The following is a 15,763-nucleotide window of genomic DNA, read 5'->3' on the forward strand; positions in this document are numbered from 1 at the left end:
AGTGTAGGAGGCCGCCGTCCCACTGAACAGAGCGCCGCCGGTCATCGGCCGTGCCGCCGCGCCCGGGACGTGAACCAGCCCCGGTCCACGGACCGCCGCACCCACCAGGTGCGCGCCACGAGCACGAGGGACAGCACGTGCAGCAGCACGAGCACCGACCAGTACGCCGCGGCCGCCACCGGGGTGAAGGGGACGGAGGCCGCGCCGGCGAGCATCAGCATGACCAGGGCCTCCAGGTTCAGCGCGTAGCGCAGGGGGCGCATCACGCGCACGGAGATGTCGTGCTCGGGCTGCCGGTTGATCCAGGACAGCAGCACCGCCACCACGGACATCACGATCGAGGCCGCCGCGGAGGGCACCTGCCAGCCCGGCCCCAGGACGTGCTCCCGCACGGTGGCGACGAGCCCCACGAGCAGCAGGACCGCGGTGATGAGGCTGACCGCCACGGAGGCGAACGCCGTGATCCCCTGCCGGGCCGGCAGGATCACCATCTCGCAGAAGGCGTCGTCGAACCGGGACGTGGGCCGCAGCGCCAGGTGGCCGCGCACCGCCCCGGGCCACCGCCGCACGGCGCGGTCCTCGGCGAGCACCCGGTCCACCGCCCGGTGCGAGCCGCCCGGCCCGCCGGGGCGCCCGCCCTCGTGCGAGAGGACCGTGAACTCGTGCAGCCGGACCTCCGGGGGCACCGTCAGCTCCAGGTGGAAGCTGCGGCAGGACGCGAGGTCGTGCAGGCCGACCCGGCCCACCCAGGGCATCCAGCAGTGCCGCAGCCGGTCCCGGGCGCGCGGTCTCCGGCCGGCGGCGTACTGCTCGTCCATCGAGTACTTGAGCACGAGCCGGCGCCCCGCGTACTCGGCGGGCAGCGCGAAGGTCAGCAGGAAGCCGCGGGCCAGCTGGTCGGCCACGGTGGTGAACAGGGCGAGGTCGGCCTCCCAGTGCTCGGCGTCCTCCGCCGGCAGCCGTCCCCGGTCGACGAGCTCCTGGACGACGGCGCGCAGGTGCTCGCAGTAGGCCCAGAACCCGTCGAGGGCGTCCTCCACGAGCAGCTCGGGGGCGTGCACCACGGCCGGGACGTGGTCGTCCGCCAGGACGGCCGCCTCGGCCAGCGGCAGCTGCTCCGGGATCAGTCCGCGCAGCAGCAGCTCGGCGAGCGCGCCGTTGTCCTCCGTGCTGAGGACCGGGACGGGGTCGCCCTGGCAGACGGCGTCGAAGTTGCGCAGGGGCTGCTTGGCCTGGATGGTCACGGGCACCAGCAGCCGGCCGGCGGCGTCGGCCGGCCACGGGGCGCGCGCGGCGAGGTCGACGTCGAGGGAGACCTTCCGGCGGGTGACCCCGTCGGGGCTCATCAGCACGGACTCCACGCGCCGGTGGATCCAGTCGCCGGGGCTGAGGAAGAGCGTGCGCAGCACGTCGACGTCCACCGCCGGGCGGTCCGGCTCGGGCGGGAGGTCCTGGCCCTGGGGCATCCGCGCGCCTCCTTCGGGGGTCCCGGTCCGGCTCTCGTCCCGGGGCGTCTCACCGGGGCCCGCCCGGTGTCCTGATCGGCCATCATTGCACCAGTCAGCGCGGACACCGTACGGGCCCGGCGGTGGACCGGGCGTCACGGGAATCGTGAGAAGCTATTGACGACTTGATGCCCCAGCTCCATCGAGGGAGACCATGACCGACTACGCGCTCAACGACCGCGGCTCTCTGGAGATCGTCACGGAGAACTTCTACGACACCGAGATCATGCGGGTGTTCGGCGGTCTGTCCTTCGGCAAGCTGCGCACCTGGACGGGCAACGCGGCGCTGGTCCCGGAGCCGGACAACCCCTTCGACCCCCACACCGTCTCGGTGCGGATCGGGCCCAACAAGATCGGCCACCTCGCCCAGCAGGACGCGCAGCGGTACTGGCCCTACCTCGCGCGGGTCATCGCGTCCGGCTACACGCCGGTGGCGCCGCTGAAGCTGGAGGCCACGGTCCTGCGCCAGGACGGGCAGGCGGAGGTCGACGCCGCGGCGCGGCTGTCGATCGCGGCCCCGGACCTGCTGTTCCCGCTCAACACGCCCCCGGCGCAGGCCGCGGTGCTGCCGCAGGGCCCGTCGATCAAGGTCCTGGACGAGCAGGAGTTCGCCGAGTACCTGCACAGCGTCATCCCCCCGTCCGGGGAGGGCCGCGTGATGCTGACCCTGGAGACGAACAAGGTCCGCAACCACCACGGCCAGACCCTGGACATCGTCGACGTCCTCTACGAGCGCCGCCAGGTGGGCCGGCTCTCCACCCAGATGTCCCAGCAGTTCATCCCGATCATCGACCACGCCTTCCAGCAGGAGAAGCTCACCGCGGTGTGGGGCACCATCCGCGGCTCGGCCTTCGAGGTCTCGATGACCCTCCAGGCCGCGCGTCCGGAGGACATCCCCGCGGAGTGGTTCGAGCAGCTGCCCAACGACGTCCCCGAGCTCCTGCCGCCCGGCGGCAGCTTCCCCGTCCCGGACGCCTACGTCGCGGCCGAGGCCGACCGCTCGCGCAACGCGAAGAAGTGGCGCAAGGGCCTGGCCGTCTCCGCGGCGGGGTCCGGGGGCGCGGAGCGCGCCGGGCACGAGGACGACGTGTCCGCCCAGCGCTCCTCCGCCGGCCCGGGGACCGGCGTGCTCGGCCGGGTGCACGTGGCCGTGTGGGCGCTGCTGGCCATGACCGTGCTGCTGGGCGGGGTGGGCGTGGTCTTCCTCGGCATCGAGCCGCTGGTGAGCGCGCTGTGCTTCATCGTGGCCGTCGCCACCGGTTTCATGTCCTTCTACCTCGCCCGGATGAGCACCGGAGCGGCCCGCCGATGATCAGCCGCCGGGAACGCTTCCTCCAGATCCTCGAGGTCCTCTCGAAGCACGGCTTCGGCTTCGCCCTCGGCGGGATCAAGGAGGAGTGGCGCGCACCGCTGGCCCGGGTCCGGCTCATCGACCCCGACAAGCTCTACAGCCAGCCGGTCCACCTGCGGCAGGCCCTCGAGGAGCTCGGGCCCACGTTCGTGAAGCTCGGCCAGGTGGTCTCGACCCGGCCGGACCTGCTGCCGCCGCGGTACGTGCAGGAGCTGACCCGGCTGCAGGACAGCACGCCCCCGGTGCCGCCGGAGCGGATCCGGGCGATGATCGAGTCGGAACCCGACTCCGCCGCCGAGGAGATCCTCGCCGAGATCGACCCCGTGCCGCTCGCCACGGGCTCGATCGGCCAGGCGCACGCGGCCGTCTACAAGGGGGTGGACGTCGTCGTGAAGGTGCGCCGCCCCGGCGTCGTCGAGGAGGTCAACCGCGACCTCGAGATCCTCGCGGAGCTGGCCAAGCTGCTGTCCACCTACTGGCCGGCGGTGCAGCACTTCGACCTCGTGGGTCTGGCGGACGAGTTCGCCCAGTCCCTGCGGGACGAGCTGGACTACCTCACGGAGGCCCGCAACGCCCAGCGGATGGCCGAGAACTTCAGGGGCGACCCCCGGGTGCACGTCCCGGAGATCTTCTGGGAGGCCTCGACCTCCCGGATCCTCACGATGGAGCGGATCCGCGGGATCAAGATCAACGACTACCCCGCCCTCGAGGCCGCCGGGCTCGACCGGCACCTGCTGGCCGTGGACTCGACCGAGGCCATCTGCCGGATGATCTTCGAGCACGGCTTCTTCCACGCGGACCCGCACCCCGGGAACCTCTTCGTGGAGACCGGCGGGCGGATCGGGATCATCGACTTCGGGATGATGGGCACCCTCACCGACGAGTTCCGGGACCACCTGGTGACCCTGATGCTCGGCGTGGTGCAGGAGAACCCGCGGCGGGTCGCCGCGGGGCTGCTGGGGCTGACCTCGCAGGAGCTGGACGTCAACAAGAAGGACCTCGAGCGGGACGTGGCGATCCTGCTGCGCCGCTACGCGAACAAGCCCCTGCACGAGGTGCGGGTGGGCCACCTGATGGGCGACCTCATCGGGATGCTGCGCCGCTACCGGATGCACCTGCCGCGCGAGTCCGCCCTGTTCCTGCGGATGCTCGTCACGGCGGAGTCCGTGGGCACCGGCTTGGACCCGGAGTTCGACCTCGTCTCGGTCCTCGCCCCGTACGCCCAGCGGTTCGTGCTGCACCGGCTCTCCCCGGAGATCCTGGCCAAGCGGGTGCGCGAGATCCTGCAGGACGCGGTGCAGATGGGCGTCGAGGCCCCCGAGTACCTCCGGCGGCTCATCGTGGTGCTGGAGCGCGGCGGCTTCGACGTCCACCTGCGCGCCGACGAGTTCGAGCCGCTGCTCAAGCGCGGCGAGAAGATCGGCCACCAGGTGGTGGCCGGCGCGGTGATCGCCGCGTCCATCAACGGCATGGCCCACATCCTGGCGTCCGACCCGGAGCGGTGGCGGAAGTTCCACACCCCCCTGATCGCCGGCGGCGCGACCACCGTGGGCACGCTCACCGGCTATCTCGTGCTCTCCACCAACGTGCCCAAGGTCCGGCGCCTGGCCAACACCATCCGGGTCCGCCGCCGCTTCTGAGCCCCGGCGGGGCGGCCCGCCCGGCCTCCGCCCCGGGCCCCCGCCGCGGGGACCCGGCACAGACTCGGCACGGACGCACTCGCGGCGGGGCACGACATCCCGTTGACTTCCCCCACCCCGCGGCAGAGCATGGCGGTGGAGCCCGGGCGCGGACGTTGCGCCTGGTCAGCCGGGGGGAGCAGGATCATGGGCGAGCGGAGGGCGATCACGCTGCGCCTGCTGGGGAGCTGGGACCTCGCCGTGCAGGGCGCCCCCGTGCACACCGGGGCGCGGCAGCAGCGGCTCCTGGCGGCGCTGGCGATCCACGGCCCCCGGTCCCGGCACTACCTCGCCGGCCTGCTGTGGCCGGAGTGCCCGGAGGACCACGCTCTCGGCAGCCTGCGCGCGGCCGTCTTCGCCCTGTCCCGGCGCGTGCCGGGAGCCCTGGAAGGCGGCGGCGGCGATCTCGCGCTCTCCGGGGCGGTGGACGTGGACCTGCACCGCCTGCTCGAGCTGGTCGTGCGCCCGGTGGCGTCCTGGTCCGCCGAGCAGGACGACGCCTGGGTGCTGGACCGCCCCCGGGTGGCGCTGCTGCCGGGCTGGTACGACGACTGGGTGGTCGAGGAGCAGGCCCGACTGCAGGAGCTCTACGTCAACGCCGTGGAGGAGCGGGCCGAGCTCTGCCTGGCTCGCGGTGAGGTCCACCACGCCCTCGCGCTGGCCCGGACGGTCCGTGACGCCGCTCCCCTGCGCGAGAGCGCCGTGCGCCTGCTGCTGCGCGCCCACCTCGCTCTCGGCAACGAGGCCGAGGCCCGGCGGGCGTTCCAGGAGTACCGCTCGGCCCTCGCGGCGGAGCTGGGCGAGCAGCCCTCGCACCGGGTCCGGGGGCTGCTCGAGCCCCGGCGCCGGCGGTGAGGACCCGGGCCCCGGGGCCGGGCCGCGGCCACCACGGCCCGGGCCACCACGGCCCGGGCCAGCGGGCGCCGCGGTCCGGGCTCAGCCGGCCGCGGGCGGCATCTCCAGGTGCACGACCTTCACCTGGGTCATCTCGTCGAGGAGCTCGGGGCCGTAGCCGAAGCCCGCGCCGGACGCCCGCCGCGGCTGCGCCGCACCGCCCGGGGCGCCGCCGAAGACGTTGTTGACCTTGAGCGTGCCCACCGGCAGCTCGGCCACGGCGCGCTGGGCGTGGGCGATCCGGCCGGTGAGCACGGTCGCGGCCAGCCCGTAGCGGTCGGCGGCGGCCAGCCGGAGCCCCTCGTCGAAGCTGTCGACGACCTGGACCGGCGCCACGGGCCCGAACGTCTCCTCGGTCATCACGGTCATCGCGGGGGTGCACCCGCGCAGCACGGTGGCCGGGTAGAACGCGCCGGGGCCCTCCGGGACCTGGGCGCCCTCGAGCACGACCGCCCCCTGGGCGACGCCCTCGGCGACCTGGCGGTGGACCTCCTCGCGCAGCCGCTCGTCGACCAGCGGTGCGAGCGTGCCGTCGGTGTTGCGCCGGCGCGCCTCCTCGGCGAGCGCCTCGAGGAACGGCTCGGCGACGCCGCGGTGGACGTAGATCCGCTCGACCGCCACGCAGATCTGGCCCGAGTTCGCGAACGCGCCGAGGGCGGCCTGCCCGGCGGCCCAGACGGGGTCGACGTCGTCGTCGACCACCAGGGCGTCGTTGCCGCCGTTCTCCCGAACCACGTGGGCGCCGGTGCCGAGCGCCGCGCGGGCGATGGCCTCCCCCGTGGCGGTCGAGCCGACGTGGGCGAGGACGTCGACGCCGGGCAGCGCCGTGAGCAGCTGACCCACGGAGGCGCCGCCGGTGACGGTGCCGAGCACGCCGGCCGGCAGGGCCCCGGCGAGGATCTCCCCGAGGCGGGCCCCGACGTGGGGGCAGCGCTCGCTCGGCTTGTGCACCACGGTGTTGCCGGTGACGACCGCCGCGCCCAGCAGGCCCGCGGCCACGGCCACGGGGTCGTTCCAAGGGGTGAGGGCGACGACGACGCCGCGCGGCTCCGCGACCGTGTAGTCGGCCGCGAGCACGCTGCCGCGCAGGCTGTGGCCCCGGTGCACCGGGCCGAGCTCCGCGTACTGGTGGAGCGTGCCGACCCCGGCCATGACCCCGCCCCGGGACTCCTCGACGGGCTTGCCGGTCTCGCGGGCGTTGAGCTCGGCGAGCTCCTGGGCGTGGGCGGCCAGGCGGTCGGCGGCCGCGCGCAGGGCCTTCCCGCGCTCCTCGGGGGCGGTCCGCGCCCAATCCCGGGCGGCGCCGCGGGCGGCCGCGACCGCGGCCCGCACCTCCTCCTCCGTGGCGGCGGCCAGGGTGCCGACCGTGGACCCGTCCCGCGGATCCTGCACGGTGAGCTCGGTCGTCGGGGCGGTGGCGGGTGCTGCGGTGGTCATGGAACTCCTTCTCCGTGCGGGCGGGCGTCCTCCGGCCGTGCGGGTGCGGACACCCCGGGGGCCGTCCTGATGAGCATACTGATGAACGGCTCGGGAGCGGCTACGGTAGCAGGGACCAGGCCGCCGCACCCGCGGTGCCTGCCCCCTGTTCCGACGAGGAGCAGCACGCCCGCCCGCGGCACCGGCCGTGGGCGCGGCCGTGTCCAGCAGAGAGGAAGTTGCATGAGTCTCCAGCCCACCAACCCCGGCCGGGTGCTGATCACCGGCGGTGCCTCCGGGCTCGGCGCCGCCGTGGCGGAGGCGGTCCGCGACAACGGCGGCACCCCCATCGTCCTGGACCGGGACATCAGCACGCTCACGGGCGTCACCGCCTACGAGGTCGACGTGGCGGACACCGCCGCGGTGACCGAGACGGTGCGCCGGGCCGTGGCGGCCGCCGGCGGTCTGGACGCGGTCGTCACCGCGGCCGGCATCGACCGCTGCGGCCGGCTCGAGGACGTGGCGAGCACCGAGTGGGAGAAGGTCGTGCAGGTCAACCTGTTCGGCACCGTGTCCACGGTGCGTGCGGCGCTGCCCGCCCTGCGGGAGTCCCGGGGGCGGGTCGTCACCGTGGCTTCCACTCTGGCGCTGAAGGGCGTCTCGGACGCGACGGCGTACTGCGCCTCCAAGTTCGGGGTGCTGGGCTTCACCCAGGCTCTCGCCGCGGAGCTCAAGGGCGAGGTCGGTGTCACCCAGCTCATCCCCGGCGGCATGAAGACGCACTTCTTCGACGACCGGGACGAGCAGTACAAGCCCCAGGACGACTCCCAGCTCAACGATCCGGAGAACGTCGCGAACGCCGTCCTGTTCGCCCTCGGCCAGCCCCGCGGGTGCGAGATCCGCGAGCTGTTCGTCGCCCACGCCGAGGAGGGCTCCTGGCCCTGATCGGCGCTGCGCGCGGAGGGACGGCCGGGCCGGGCGGCGGAAACGCGTCCGGCCCGGCCGTCGCCGCTGGTGAGAGCACGGTTGTCCCCACAACGGGCGACGAGTCGGGCGCGGGCAGATCATGACTGCGCATCTAGACTGATGACCTCTCCCCGACCGCACAGGAAGGCCTGACGTCAGCGTGGACTCCCCCCTCGACACCACGGTGGCACGCGTCCCGATCACGGTGCGCTGCCTCGACGAGCACGGCCGGCCCGTGCGCCTCTCGGCGCGCACGCTCGGCCGCGGCTCCACCGACCTGCAGGACCTGCTGCGCCGGGCCTACGCCGCCGTCCGGGAGGACTGCCCCGCCGAGACCGTCACCGTCTCCTTCCTGGAGGACTGTCGAGGCAGGCTGCAGCTGGAGTACCTGGTGGTGGACCGCACCCGTCCGAGCCGCTGGCGGCGGAACCGCGAGCGGGGCCGCGCGGAGGACGTCCGGACGGCGCTGACGGAGGCGACCATCGTCGTGACCCTTGCGGTCGAGGCCGTCGGGGCGGTCGCCGCCGCGTCCACGGCCCGGTGGTCGGAGGGCGACACCCCCGACTTCGCCGACCTGGTCCTCGACGGCGCGCGCACCGTCCGGCTGCCCGGCGCCGTGCGCGCCATGCTCGGCGACGACGCGGTGCTGGAGCTGCTGCGGGGCACCATGGCGATGTTCCTGGACGACGACGTCGAGCAGCTGGTCATCGGCAAGGACCCCGAGCTGCCGGGCCGCTACCAGGAGACGGTGGTGACCCGCTCCCCCGCCCTCGTGCGCTTCCTCCGGGGCGGGCCCCTGGCCGGACTGGTCCCCGGGGGCTCCGAACGGCCCTGAACTCCCGGTCCTGTCCGGTGCGGCCCCGCCCCGGTGGCGGATCCGGGCGCGGTCCTGCCCGGCGCGCCGCCGCGGATGTCGGAGGCGGCGGCCATGATGGGTCCGACCGGTCACCGGGACGGAAGGGGCTCGACGTGGGACTGATGGCGCCGCTGCAGGACAGGCTGCGCACGACCTTCGCCGGGCAGGCGGACCGGGTGCCGGAGTGGGAGCTGGCGCTGGCCGACGGCCAGGACGCCGGGCACTTCCGGCCCGGTTCGGCGGTGTGGGCCGTGCACGGGTCGATGGCGACCATCCCCGCGGGCGTGCGCGCCCTGCTCACCCAGGCCCTGCACCCGGGGGCGCTGGCCGGCGTCGTCGAGCACTCGGACTACCGGAACGACCCCCTGGGGCGCCTCGCCGGGACCATCCGGTGGATCTTCACCGTCACCTACGGGGACACCACCGCCGCGCACCGGGCCTCGGCGCACGTCCGCCGGATCCACGACGGCGTGCGCGGCACCTACACCGGGGCCGACGGCGTGCGGCGCCCGTACTGCGCGAACGACCCCGAGCTCGCCGAGTGGGTCCACCTGGCGTTCACGGACGCGTTCCTGCGCTCCCACCAGCGGTGGGGCGGGCCGATCCCGGGCGGGCCGGACGCCTACGTGCGGGAGTGGGCCGTGGCGGGCCGGCTGATGGGCGTGGAGCGGCCGCCGCGCTCCGAGGCCGAGCTGGACGAGCGCCTCCGGTCCTTCGGCCCCCGCCTCGCCGGAGGCCCGCGGGTGGACGACGTCGTGGCGTTCCTGCGCCGCCCTCCCCTGGACCCGGTGCTGCTGCCGGGCTACCGGGCCCTGTTCGCCGCCGTCGTGGACTCGCTGCCCGGGGACCGGTTGGACCTGCTCGGTCTCGAGCGTCCGCGGCTGGGCCCCGTGCCGCTGCCCACGCGCAGCGCCGCCGGGCTCACCCTGGCGGTGGTCGGCCACGCCCTCGGGGAGACGGGGCCGAGCGAGGCGGCCGCACGCCGCCGCCTCGCTCGCCTTGGCCTGCTCTGAGTCCGCACCGCGCTCAGGCCGAGGCCTCCTCGGTCCCGGCGCGCCCGGTGACGTGGTCGTAGGCCTCCGCGGCCGCCGCGGCCACGCCGTGCCAGGTCCGTCCCGGCACGACCCGGCGCCGCCCCTCGCCGCCGAGGCAGCGGCGCACGGCGGGGCACTCGAGCATCATCCGCAGGACGGTGGCGAGGGTCTCGGGCTCCTCCGGCGGCGTGAGCATCCCGGTGATGCCGTCGGCCACGGTCTCGGCGAGCACCGGCAGCCGCGAGGCGACCACGGGGGTCCCGGTGGCCAGGGCCTCGACGGACTCGGTCGGGGCCGCGGCCCGGGTGACCGGGCGGTCCTTGCGGGCGACCACGAACACGTCGAACGCCTGGTGGTACTGCACGACCTGCTCGTCCGGGACCCGCCCCGTGAAGCGGACCCGGCCGCCCAGGCCGAGCTCCGCGGCCAGCCGCTCGAGCTCCCGCCGCGCCGGGCCCTCGCCCACGACCACCACGAGCAGCTCCGGCACGTCGGCGCGCACGAGGGCCGCGGCGCGCAGGAGGTCGTCGAGGCCCTCGTGCTCCACCAGGTCCGCGACCGCGCCCACCACCCGGGCCGTCTCCGGCAGGCCGAGGACCCGGCGCGCCTCCCGCAGGGGGCGGGGATCCGCCAGGTAGGGGCCGTCCACGGCGGGGGGCGCCACGCGGACCGGGACCGGGCCGGCCGGCAGGGTCCGCGTCAGCGCCCGCACCCGCTCGCCCATCGCGCGGCTCGTGGCCACCACGTCGGCCGCGGCGGCCAGGGCCTCGGCCTCCCGGGCGCAGTCGAGCCGGTGGCGCTCGCTCGTGGCGGCCTCGGCGGGACGGGAGGCCGCCCACCGGTCGGCCGGCAGCTCGCGCACCTCGTAGACCCACGGGATGCCCAGGGCCTCGGCCACCGCGCGGGTCACGAGGCCGTTGCCGGGGCGGCTCGTCGTGTGCAGCACGGCGGGCCGGGCGCGCAGGGCCAGTGCGAGCAGGGCCTGCGCCTCCTGCTGCAGTTGGGCCGTGGGCAGCAGCGCGCGGCGGGCGGGCAGGATCCGGTGGTAGGTGACGCCGTCGAGCACCACGGGCGACGGCCCGTGCGACCGGCCGTCGGCGGGCACGGGACCGGGGCGGGTCACGGCGGTCACGGCCCAGCCCTGGGCCACGGTCGCGGACAGCAGGGAGTGGTGGCGCGGGGCGCGGCGGCCCCGGGCGCGCGGCGGGGCCTCGGCCAGCACGTGCAGCACGGAGGCGGCCTCCGGCCGGTAGCCGACCACCGGGGTGAGCGCGGGCCGCCAGCCGGAGAGCAGCCGCAGGTCGTCCTCGTAGTGGAGCAGCCGGCGGCGCTCCCCCGGCGTGGCACGCCCGGCGGCCACGGCGCGCCGGAGCTCGACCACGGCCTCCGAGATCCGGCCGACGTGGCGGTGCCGGCGGGCCCGTGTGCCGGCGAGGTCGCTGGTGCCGGGCGGCACCAGCGCGAGGAACCGGTCCGCCTCGGCCACGCGGCCCGCGGACAGGGCGGCCTCGGCGAGACGGCGGGCCGCGCCCGGCGCGGGACGCCGGCGGCGGGCCCGGCCGAGCCGGCGCTCGAGCTGCCGCTCCGCGCGCGGGTCCGGGCCCAGGGTGCGGGCCACGGCGGCCCCGGCCTCGGGCCAGGGACTGCGCAGCAGGGCGCGGGCGGCGGGTCGCGCCGCGCCGGCGGGGAGGGCCCGGGCCGCGGGCAGCCAGAAGGCCTCGGGCTCGTCGTCCGGACTGAAGGGGCGGGGAGTGTGCGGCATGGCCTTCTCGCGGGGGTCAAGAGGGGCCGTCCCGGTCGATCACGGGGCGTGCTGCGGGCGGGGGGAAGACGTTCCTCGCCGGGTCGGGGGCCGGTGGGGAACTACTGATCGTCAGGGTTCAGGGTAGCAAGATATGGGCCCAGATCGTCCGCCGCGACGGCCGTGCCGATGCCCGCCATCGCCTCGAGGTCCGGCAGGACCACGGACTGCCCGTCCGGGGACACGCCGAGGCCCTGGTCGGGGGCCGTGGTCATCTGCAGGTCCCCGGCGGAGAGACCGGCCAGGTCGGGGGCGAGCCCGGCGATCCACGCCGCGTCGAGCCCCTCGCTGACCGTCAGGTAGGGCGAGAAGTCGCTGACCACGGTGTGCAGCCGGACCGGGTTGAGCAGCGTCTGCGGGCCGAGCAGCCGCTCGAGAGCGGCCTGGACGTAGTTGCGCTGGTTCTCCACCCGCTGGAAGTCCCCGTCCTCGAAGGCCTTGCGCTCCCGGACGAACTCGAGCGCCCGTTCCCCGTCCATGTGCTCGGGGCCCTGCTCGAAGGTCATGCCCTCGTTGGACACGAAGTCCTGGGGCACGTCGACGGTCACGCCGCCGAGGGCGTCGGTGAGGGCCTGGAAGCCGGCGAAGTCCACCTCGGCGACCTGGTCGACCCGGGTGCCGAAGAGGTTCTCGACCGTCCCCACCATCAGCGGGACGCCGCCGAGGTCGAGGGCGGCGTTGATCTTCGCCTCCCCCACCCCGGGGATCGGCACCCACGTGTCCCGCAGCACGGAGATGATGTAGGCCTCGCCGCCGTCCTCGGGGAGGTGCACCAGCATGATGGTGTCCGCCCGCGCCCCCTCGACGCCCACGTCCGCCCGCCCGCCGGGCTGGCTGTCGGCGCCGAGCAGCAGCACGGTGGTGCCCCGGTCCTGGGCGGAGCCCGCGGCGGGGCGCCCGCTCTCGGCGGGGAACGCGTCGTCCACGACCTGCTTGCGGGCGTCGAAGGTCCGTCCCAGGTTCCAGACGAACGCGGCGGCCACCAGGGCGAGGACCAGCACGAGACCCAGGAGCACCAGCAGCACGCGCCGCACCGGGCGGCGGCGCGGCGCGGCCGCCGCGCGCTCGGCACCACGGTCGGCGTCGCGGGCGGATTCGCGGTCGTGGACGGTCATCGGAGGCTCCCCGTTCGGTGGGTCGGGCGGACGCCGGTCGCGGCGCCTGTCCCGGCCGGTGCGCCCATGCTAGGCCGCCGCTGCTCGGAGGTCGCCCGGAGGTCGCTGGGAGAGCCGGGGCGGAGGAGGGGCACGGGCGGGTCAGGGCACCCGGGCGATCCACTCCGGGGTGGCGAACTTGGTGCGCACGAGCTCGCGGGCGGCGGCGATCTCGGCGTCCCGGACGGCGCCCTCCGCGGCGCCGTAGCGGCCCGCGAAGACCTCCACGAGCTTGTCCACGACGTCGGCGCGGGCCATGCCGGTCTGCCGGCGCAGCGGGTCCACGCGCTTCTTGGCCGAGCGGTGCCCCTTGTCGGAGAGCTTCTCCTTGCCGATCCGCAGGACCTCGGTCATCTTCTGCGCGTCGATGTCGTAGCTCATGGTCACGTGGTGGACCATCCCGCCGCCCGCGAAGCGCTTCTGCGCCGCTCCGCCGATCTTGCCGTGCTCGGTGGCGATGTCGTTGAGCGGGACGTAGAACGCCTCCAGGCCCATCTCCTGGAACGCCTGCATGACCCACTGGTCGAGGAACGGGTAGGACTCCGAGAAGCTGAGTCCGTCCACGAGCGTCTGCGGCAGGTACAGCGAGTAGGTGATGCAGTTGCCCGCCTCCATGAACATGGCCCCGCCCCCGGAGACGCGGCGCACCACGGAGACGCCGTGCCGCCGGGCGCCCTCCGCGTCCACCTCGTTGCGCAGGGACTGGAAGGATCCGATCACCACGGACGGCTCCTCCCAGTCCCACAGGCGCAGGGCGGGCGGGCGCCGGCCCGCGCCCACCTCGCGGGCGAGGACCTCGTCGAGCGCCAGGTTCTCCAGGGTGGGGCGGACGGTGGGCGGGATGACCTCCCACGCGTGGTCGTCCCACGTCGTGGCGTGGGCCAGCGCCCGGCGGACCGCGGTGGCGATCGCCTGCGGGGAGAAGCCGAACAGCACGACGTCGGGCGCGAGGGCCGCCTCGACCGCCGCGACGATCTCCTGCGGGGAGGCGTGCTCGCTGAGCCCGGTGAGCGCCGCGTTGATGTCCTCGAGGGCCTCGTCGGGCTCGAGGAAGAAGTCCCCGTTCACGGAGACGTCAGCCAGCCGCCCGTCGACCACGTCCAGGTCCGCGACCACGAGCTTGCCGCCCAGCACCTTGTACTCCCCGTGCCGCCGCTCCTGCGCCATCCGCGTCCTTCCCTCGTCCGTGCCGGTGGTCCCGGGTCAGCCTACGCCGGGGACCCCGGGCACGGCGCAGGCCCGGACCGGTGCGGTCCGGGCCTGCGGGCGATCGTGCGGGGCCCCGCGAGCGGGACGGAGATCAGCTGCTGGACTTGCCGAAGTTCTTGAAGCGGGCGTTGAAGCGCTCCACGCGGCCGGCGGAGTCCATGATGCGCTGCTTGCCGGTGTAGAACGGGTGGGACTCCGAGGAGATCTCGACCTCGATGATCGGGTACTCGTTGCCGTCCTCCCACGTCTCGGTCTTCTTCGAGGTGGCGGTGGAACGGGTCAGGATCGTCTTGCCGGAGGCCAGGTCGCGGAAGAGGACCGGGTGGTAGTCCGGGTGGATGTCAGTCTTCATGGGGTACAAACCTTTGTCGTCGGTGCCTGGATTTTGCCAGCCACAATTTCGCTCGGTGGGCGGTGCGCCGTCGTCGTCCGTCCGCACCGTCCGGGAAGGGCGGGGGCATCGGGCACCAGCGGTTCAGCGTACCGGATCGCCGGTGGAAAATCACCCGCCGTCCCGCGGCGCGAGGGGCCCGGTGCGTGCCGTTCCCCCCGCGCCCCTGCGCCCGGGCCGCGGGCGCCTCACCACCGGTGGGCGACGTCCACGACGAGCCGCGATCCCCGGCCCGGCCCGTCGAGGACGAACACCCGGAACGGCAGCCGGGCGCGCACGCCGAGGCCGACCGAGGTCCGGGCCTCGTAGCTGCCGCCCCACGCGATCTGGCGGAACGTGCGGTAGCCGGCGACGTCCACGAGCTCCCGCCGGTCGTCGAACTCGTAGGTGGGCCTGCCCCTGCCGTCGTAGGCGGGGGCGTTGGCCGTGATCACCAGGTCCGTCCCCCGCAGGGGGATGGGGTCGCCGGAGCCGATGCCCGTGAAGCGCGCGTAGCGCACGTCGTAGCCCCGCAGCCTGCCATCGAGGTCGATCACCATCCGGTCGAAGCAGCGGTGCTGCCCCGCCCGGACGTCCGTGACGTGGGGATAGCGGGGCGTGGTCGCCTCACCGCTGCGGGCCTTGGCCCCCGATCCCCACGTGATGCCGCAGTACGGGGCCGCGGCGTTCGCGCTGCCGGGGACGATGAGCCCCAGCCCCATGGCCAGCACCACTGCCGCCAGCCACGAGATCACCTTCTTCATGACACACCCGATCGTTCCTCTGCGCCCGGCCGCCGGCTGGTGCCGCGGTTGGAAGGACCGGGCCTCGCAGACCCCTCCAGGATAGTCTTCGCACTTGCCAACAGCACTGGTCGCACCGTGATCGACGCCCGAACCGTGATCTGCCGGGACGCGCCGATCACGGCGCGTGCGCGATGTCCACCACGAGCCGGGTCCAGTCGTCGGGTCCGTCCAGCACGAGGACCCGGAACGGCAGCTCCTCGCGCACACCCAGTCCCATGGCCGTCCGTCCCTCGAAGCTGCCCTGCCACAGGACCTGCCGGAACGCCTGAAACCCGCTGACGTCCCAGACCTCGTCGGCGTCGTGCGGGCCGTAGAAGATCCGGAAGTCCGTGCCGTCCAGCTCCCCGTAGGCCTGGGCCTCGAAGCTGATGGCCAGGGCCGCGTCCCCGCGCGACGGGATCGGCAGGCCCGAGCCGATGCCGCGGAGCTCGTCGACGTAGCCCACGACGTAGCCCTGGAAGTCGCCCTCCAGCTCGACGACCAGCCGGTCCCAGCACTCGTCCTGGCCGGCGCGGACGCTGAGCGGGTGCGCCGTCTCGTGCGGCACCATCGACGGCGCCTGGTACTCCGCCTCCGTGCCCCAGTCGGTGCTGCACCCGGGGGCGGCGGCTGCCGCGGTCGGGGCGAGCAGCGCGGGACCGAGGGCCAGCCCGGCGGCGGAGACCCACGCGAGCACCTTCTGCATGACGCACCCCCTGCTCCTCGTCGCGCCCGGCGGCGCG

14 protein-coding genes are annotated in these 15,763 nt (G+C 74.8%); 6 read left to right on the top strand and 8 right to left on the bottom strand.

The features are described from left to right. Positions 1-41 precede the first annotated feature (41 nt). Positions 42-1,466, bottom strand: coding sequence for a hypothetical protein (locus AC6CH6_RS09815; protein ID WP_498255002.1), 1,425 nt, complete (start codon positions 1,464-1,466; stop codon positions 42-44). A 193-nt stretch (positions 1,467-1,659) separates the two neighbouring features. Between AC6CH6_RS09815 and AC6CH6_RS09820 the strand changes: the two genes are divergently transcribed. From AC6CH6_RS09820 to AC6CH6_RS09830, 3 genes are all read left to right on the top strand, one after another. After that, positions 1,660-2,817, top strand: coding sequence for a hypothetical protein (locus AC6CH6_RS09820; RefSeq protein ID WP_498255003.1), 1,158 nt, complete (start codon positions 1,660-1,662; stop codon positions 2,815-2,817). Then, complete coding sequence (locus tag AC6CH6_RS09825; protein ID WP_498255004.1) at positions 2,814-4,496, top strand: ABC1 kinase family protein; 1,683 nt, start codon at positions 2,814-2,816, stop codon at positions 4,494-4,496. Before AC6CH6_RS09820 ends, AC6CH6_RS09825 begins: the two co-directional genes overlap by 4 nt. Positions 4,497-4,682: 186 nt before the next feature. Next, entirely contained in the window at positions 4,683-5,390 is a 708-nt protein-coding gene (locus tag AC6CH6_RS09830; protein ID WP_498255005.1) for an AfsR/SARP family transcriptional regulator, read from the top strand. An 81-nt stretch (positions 5,391-5,471) separates the two neighbouring features. Here AC6CH6_RS09830 and AC6CH6_RS09835 read toward each other — a convergent pair whose 3' ends face one another. Next, positions 5,472-6,866, bottom strand: coding sequence for an aldehyde dehydrogenase family protein (locus AC6CH6_RS09835; RefSeq protein ID WP_498255006.1), 1,395 nt, complete (start codon positions 6,864-6,866; stop codon positions 5,472-5,474). A gap of 222 nt (positions 6,867-7,088) precedes the next feature. On the opposite strand from AC6CH6_RS09835, the gene AC6CH6_RS09840 reads away from it, so the two are divergent. The 3 genes from AC6CH6_RS09840 (at position 7,089) to AC6CH6_RS09850 (ending at position 9,680) form a co-directional block, all read left to right on the top strand. After that, complete coding sequence (locus tag AC6CH6_RS09840) at positions 7,089-7,790, top strand: SDR family NAD(P)-dependent oxidoreductase (protein ID WP_419967122.1); 702 nt, start codon at positions 7,089-7,091, stop codon at positions 7,788-7,790. A gap of 181 nt (positions 7,791-7,971) precedes the next feature. Next, a complete protein-coding gene (locus AC6CH6_RS09845) occupies positions 7,972-8,646 on the top strand; it encodes a hypothetical protein (protein ID WP_498255007.1) in 675 nt (224 codons plus the stop codon). 143 nt (positions 8,647-8,789) lie between these two features. Then, positions 8,790-9,680 carry an oxygenase MpaB family protein gene (locus AC6CH6_RS09850; RefSeq protein ID WP_133410388.1) on the top strand — a complete coding sequence of 297 codons (891 nt, stop codon included), beginning with the start codon at positions 8,790-8,792 and terminating at the stop codon, positions 9,678-9,680. A gap of 13 nt (positions 9,681-9,693) precedes the next feature. Here the strand turns inward: AC6CH6_RS09850 and AC6CH6_RS09855 are convergent, their stop codons facing one another. The 6 genes from AC6CH6_RS09855 to AC6CH6_RS09880 form a co-directional block, all read right to left on the bottom strand. After that, positions 9,694-11,463: a glycosyltransferase gene (locus tag AC6CH6_RS09855; RefSeq protein ID WP_498255008.1), complete on the bottom strand. Its 1,770-nt coding sequence runs from the start codon at positions 11,461-11,463 to the stop codon at positions 9,694-9,696. Positions 11,464-11,564: 101 nt separating this feature from the next. Next, positions 11,565-12,617: an LCP family protein gene (locus AC6CH6_RS09860; RefSeq protein ID WP_498255009.1), complete on the bottom strand. Its 1,053-nt coding sequence runs from the start codon at positions 12,615-12,617 to the stop codon at positions 11,565-11,567. 141 nt (positions 12,618-12,758) lie between these two features. Continuing rightward, positions 12,759-13,823: a lipoate-protein ligase LplAB gene (gene lplAB, locus AC6CH6_RS09865; protein WP_498255010.1), complete on the bottom strand. Its 1,065-nt coding sequence runs from the start codon at positions 13,821-13,823 to the stop codon at positions 12,759-12,761. Between the two features lie 133 nt (positions 13,824-13,956). Next, the gene (locus AC6CH6_RS09870; RefSeq protein ID WP_017834341.1) at positions 13,957-14,217 is read right to left on the bottom strand and encodes a type B 50S ribosomal protein L31; all 261 of its coding nucleotides are present in this window, start codon (positions 14,215-14,217) and stop codon (positions 13,957-13,959) included. A gap of 227 nt (positions 14,218-14,444) precedes the next feature. After that, a complete protein-coding gene (locus AC6CH6_RS09875; protein WP_498255011.1) occupies positions 14,445-14,999 on the bottom strand; it encodes an AMIN-like domain-containing (lipo)protein in 555 nt (184 codons plus the stop codon). 157 nt (positions 15,000-15,156) lie between these two features. Next, positions 15,157-15,726, bottom strand: coding sequence for an AMIN-like domain-containing (lipo)protein (locus AC6CH6_RS09880; RefSeq protein WP_498255012.1), 570 nt, complete (start codon positions 15,724-15,726; stop codon positions 15,157-15,159). Positions 15,727-15,763 lie beyond the last annotated feature (37 nt).

Source organism: Kocuria sp. GQ42 (assembly GCF_059758435.1).

What these genes read in the sequence shown, in the direction of transcription:
- AC6CH6_RS09815 (WP_498255002.1), bottom strand. Translation starts at nt 1,466, where the DNA reads ATGCCCCAGGGCCAGGACCTCCCGCCCGAGCCGGACCGCCCGGCGGTG.
- AC6CH6_RS09820 (WP_498255003.1), top strand. Translation starts at nt 1,660, where the DNA reads ATGACCGACTACGCGCTCAACGACCGCGGCTCTCTGGAGATCGTCACG.
- AC6CH6_RS09825 (WP_498255004.1), top strand. Translation starts at nt 2,814, where the DNA reads ATGATCAGCCGCCGGGAACGCTTCCTCCAGATCCTCGAGGTCCTCTCG.
- AC6CH6_RS09830 (WP_498255005.1), top strand. Translation starts at nt 4,683, where the DNA reads ATGGGCGAGCGGAGGGCGATCACGCTGCGCCTGCTGGGGAGCTGGGAC.
- AC6CH6_RS09835 (WP_498255006.1), bottom strand. Translation starts at nt 6,866, where the DNA reads ATGACCACCGCAGCACCCGCCACCGCCCCGACGACCGAGCTCACCGTG.
- AC6CH6_RS09840 (WP_419967122.1), top strand. Translation starts at nt 7,089, where the DNA reads ATGAGTCTCCAGCCCACCAACCCCGGCCGGGTGCTGATCACCGGCGGT.
- AC6CH6_RS09850 (WP_133410388.1), top strand. Translation starts at nt 8,790, where the DNA reads ATGGCGCCGCTGCAGGACAGGCTGCGCACGACCTTCGCCGGGCAGGCG.
- AC6CH6_RS09855 (WP_498255008.1), bottom strand. Translation starts at nt 11,463, where the DNA reads ATGCCGCACACTCCCCGCCCCTTCAGTCCGGACGACGAGCCCGAGGCC.
- AC6CH6_RS09860 (WP_498255009.1), bottom strand. Translation starts at nt 12,617, where the DNA reads ATGACCGTCCACGACCGCGAATCCGCCCGCGACGCCGACCGTGGTGCC.
- lplAB (WP_498255010.1), bottom strand. Translation starts at nt 13,823, where the DNA reads ATGGCGCAGGAGCGGCGGCACGGGGAGTACAAGGTGCTGGGCGGCAAG.
- AC6CH6_RS09870 (WP_017834341.1), bottom strand. Translation starts at nt 14,217, where the DNA reads ATGAAGACTGACATCCACCCGGACTACCACCCGGTCCTCTTCCGCGAC.
- AC6CH6_RS09875 (WP_498255011.1), bottom strand. Translation starts at nt 14,999, where the DNA reads ATGAAGAAGGTGATCTCGTGGCTGGCGGCAGTGGTGCTGGCCATGGGG.
- AC6CH6_RS09880 (WP_498255012.1), bottom strand. Translation starts at nt 15,726, where the DNA reads ATGCAGAAGGTGCTCGCGTGGGTCTCCGCCGCCGGGCTGGCCCTCGGT.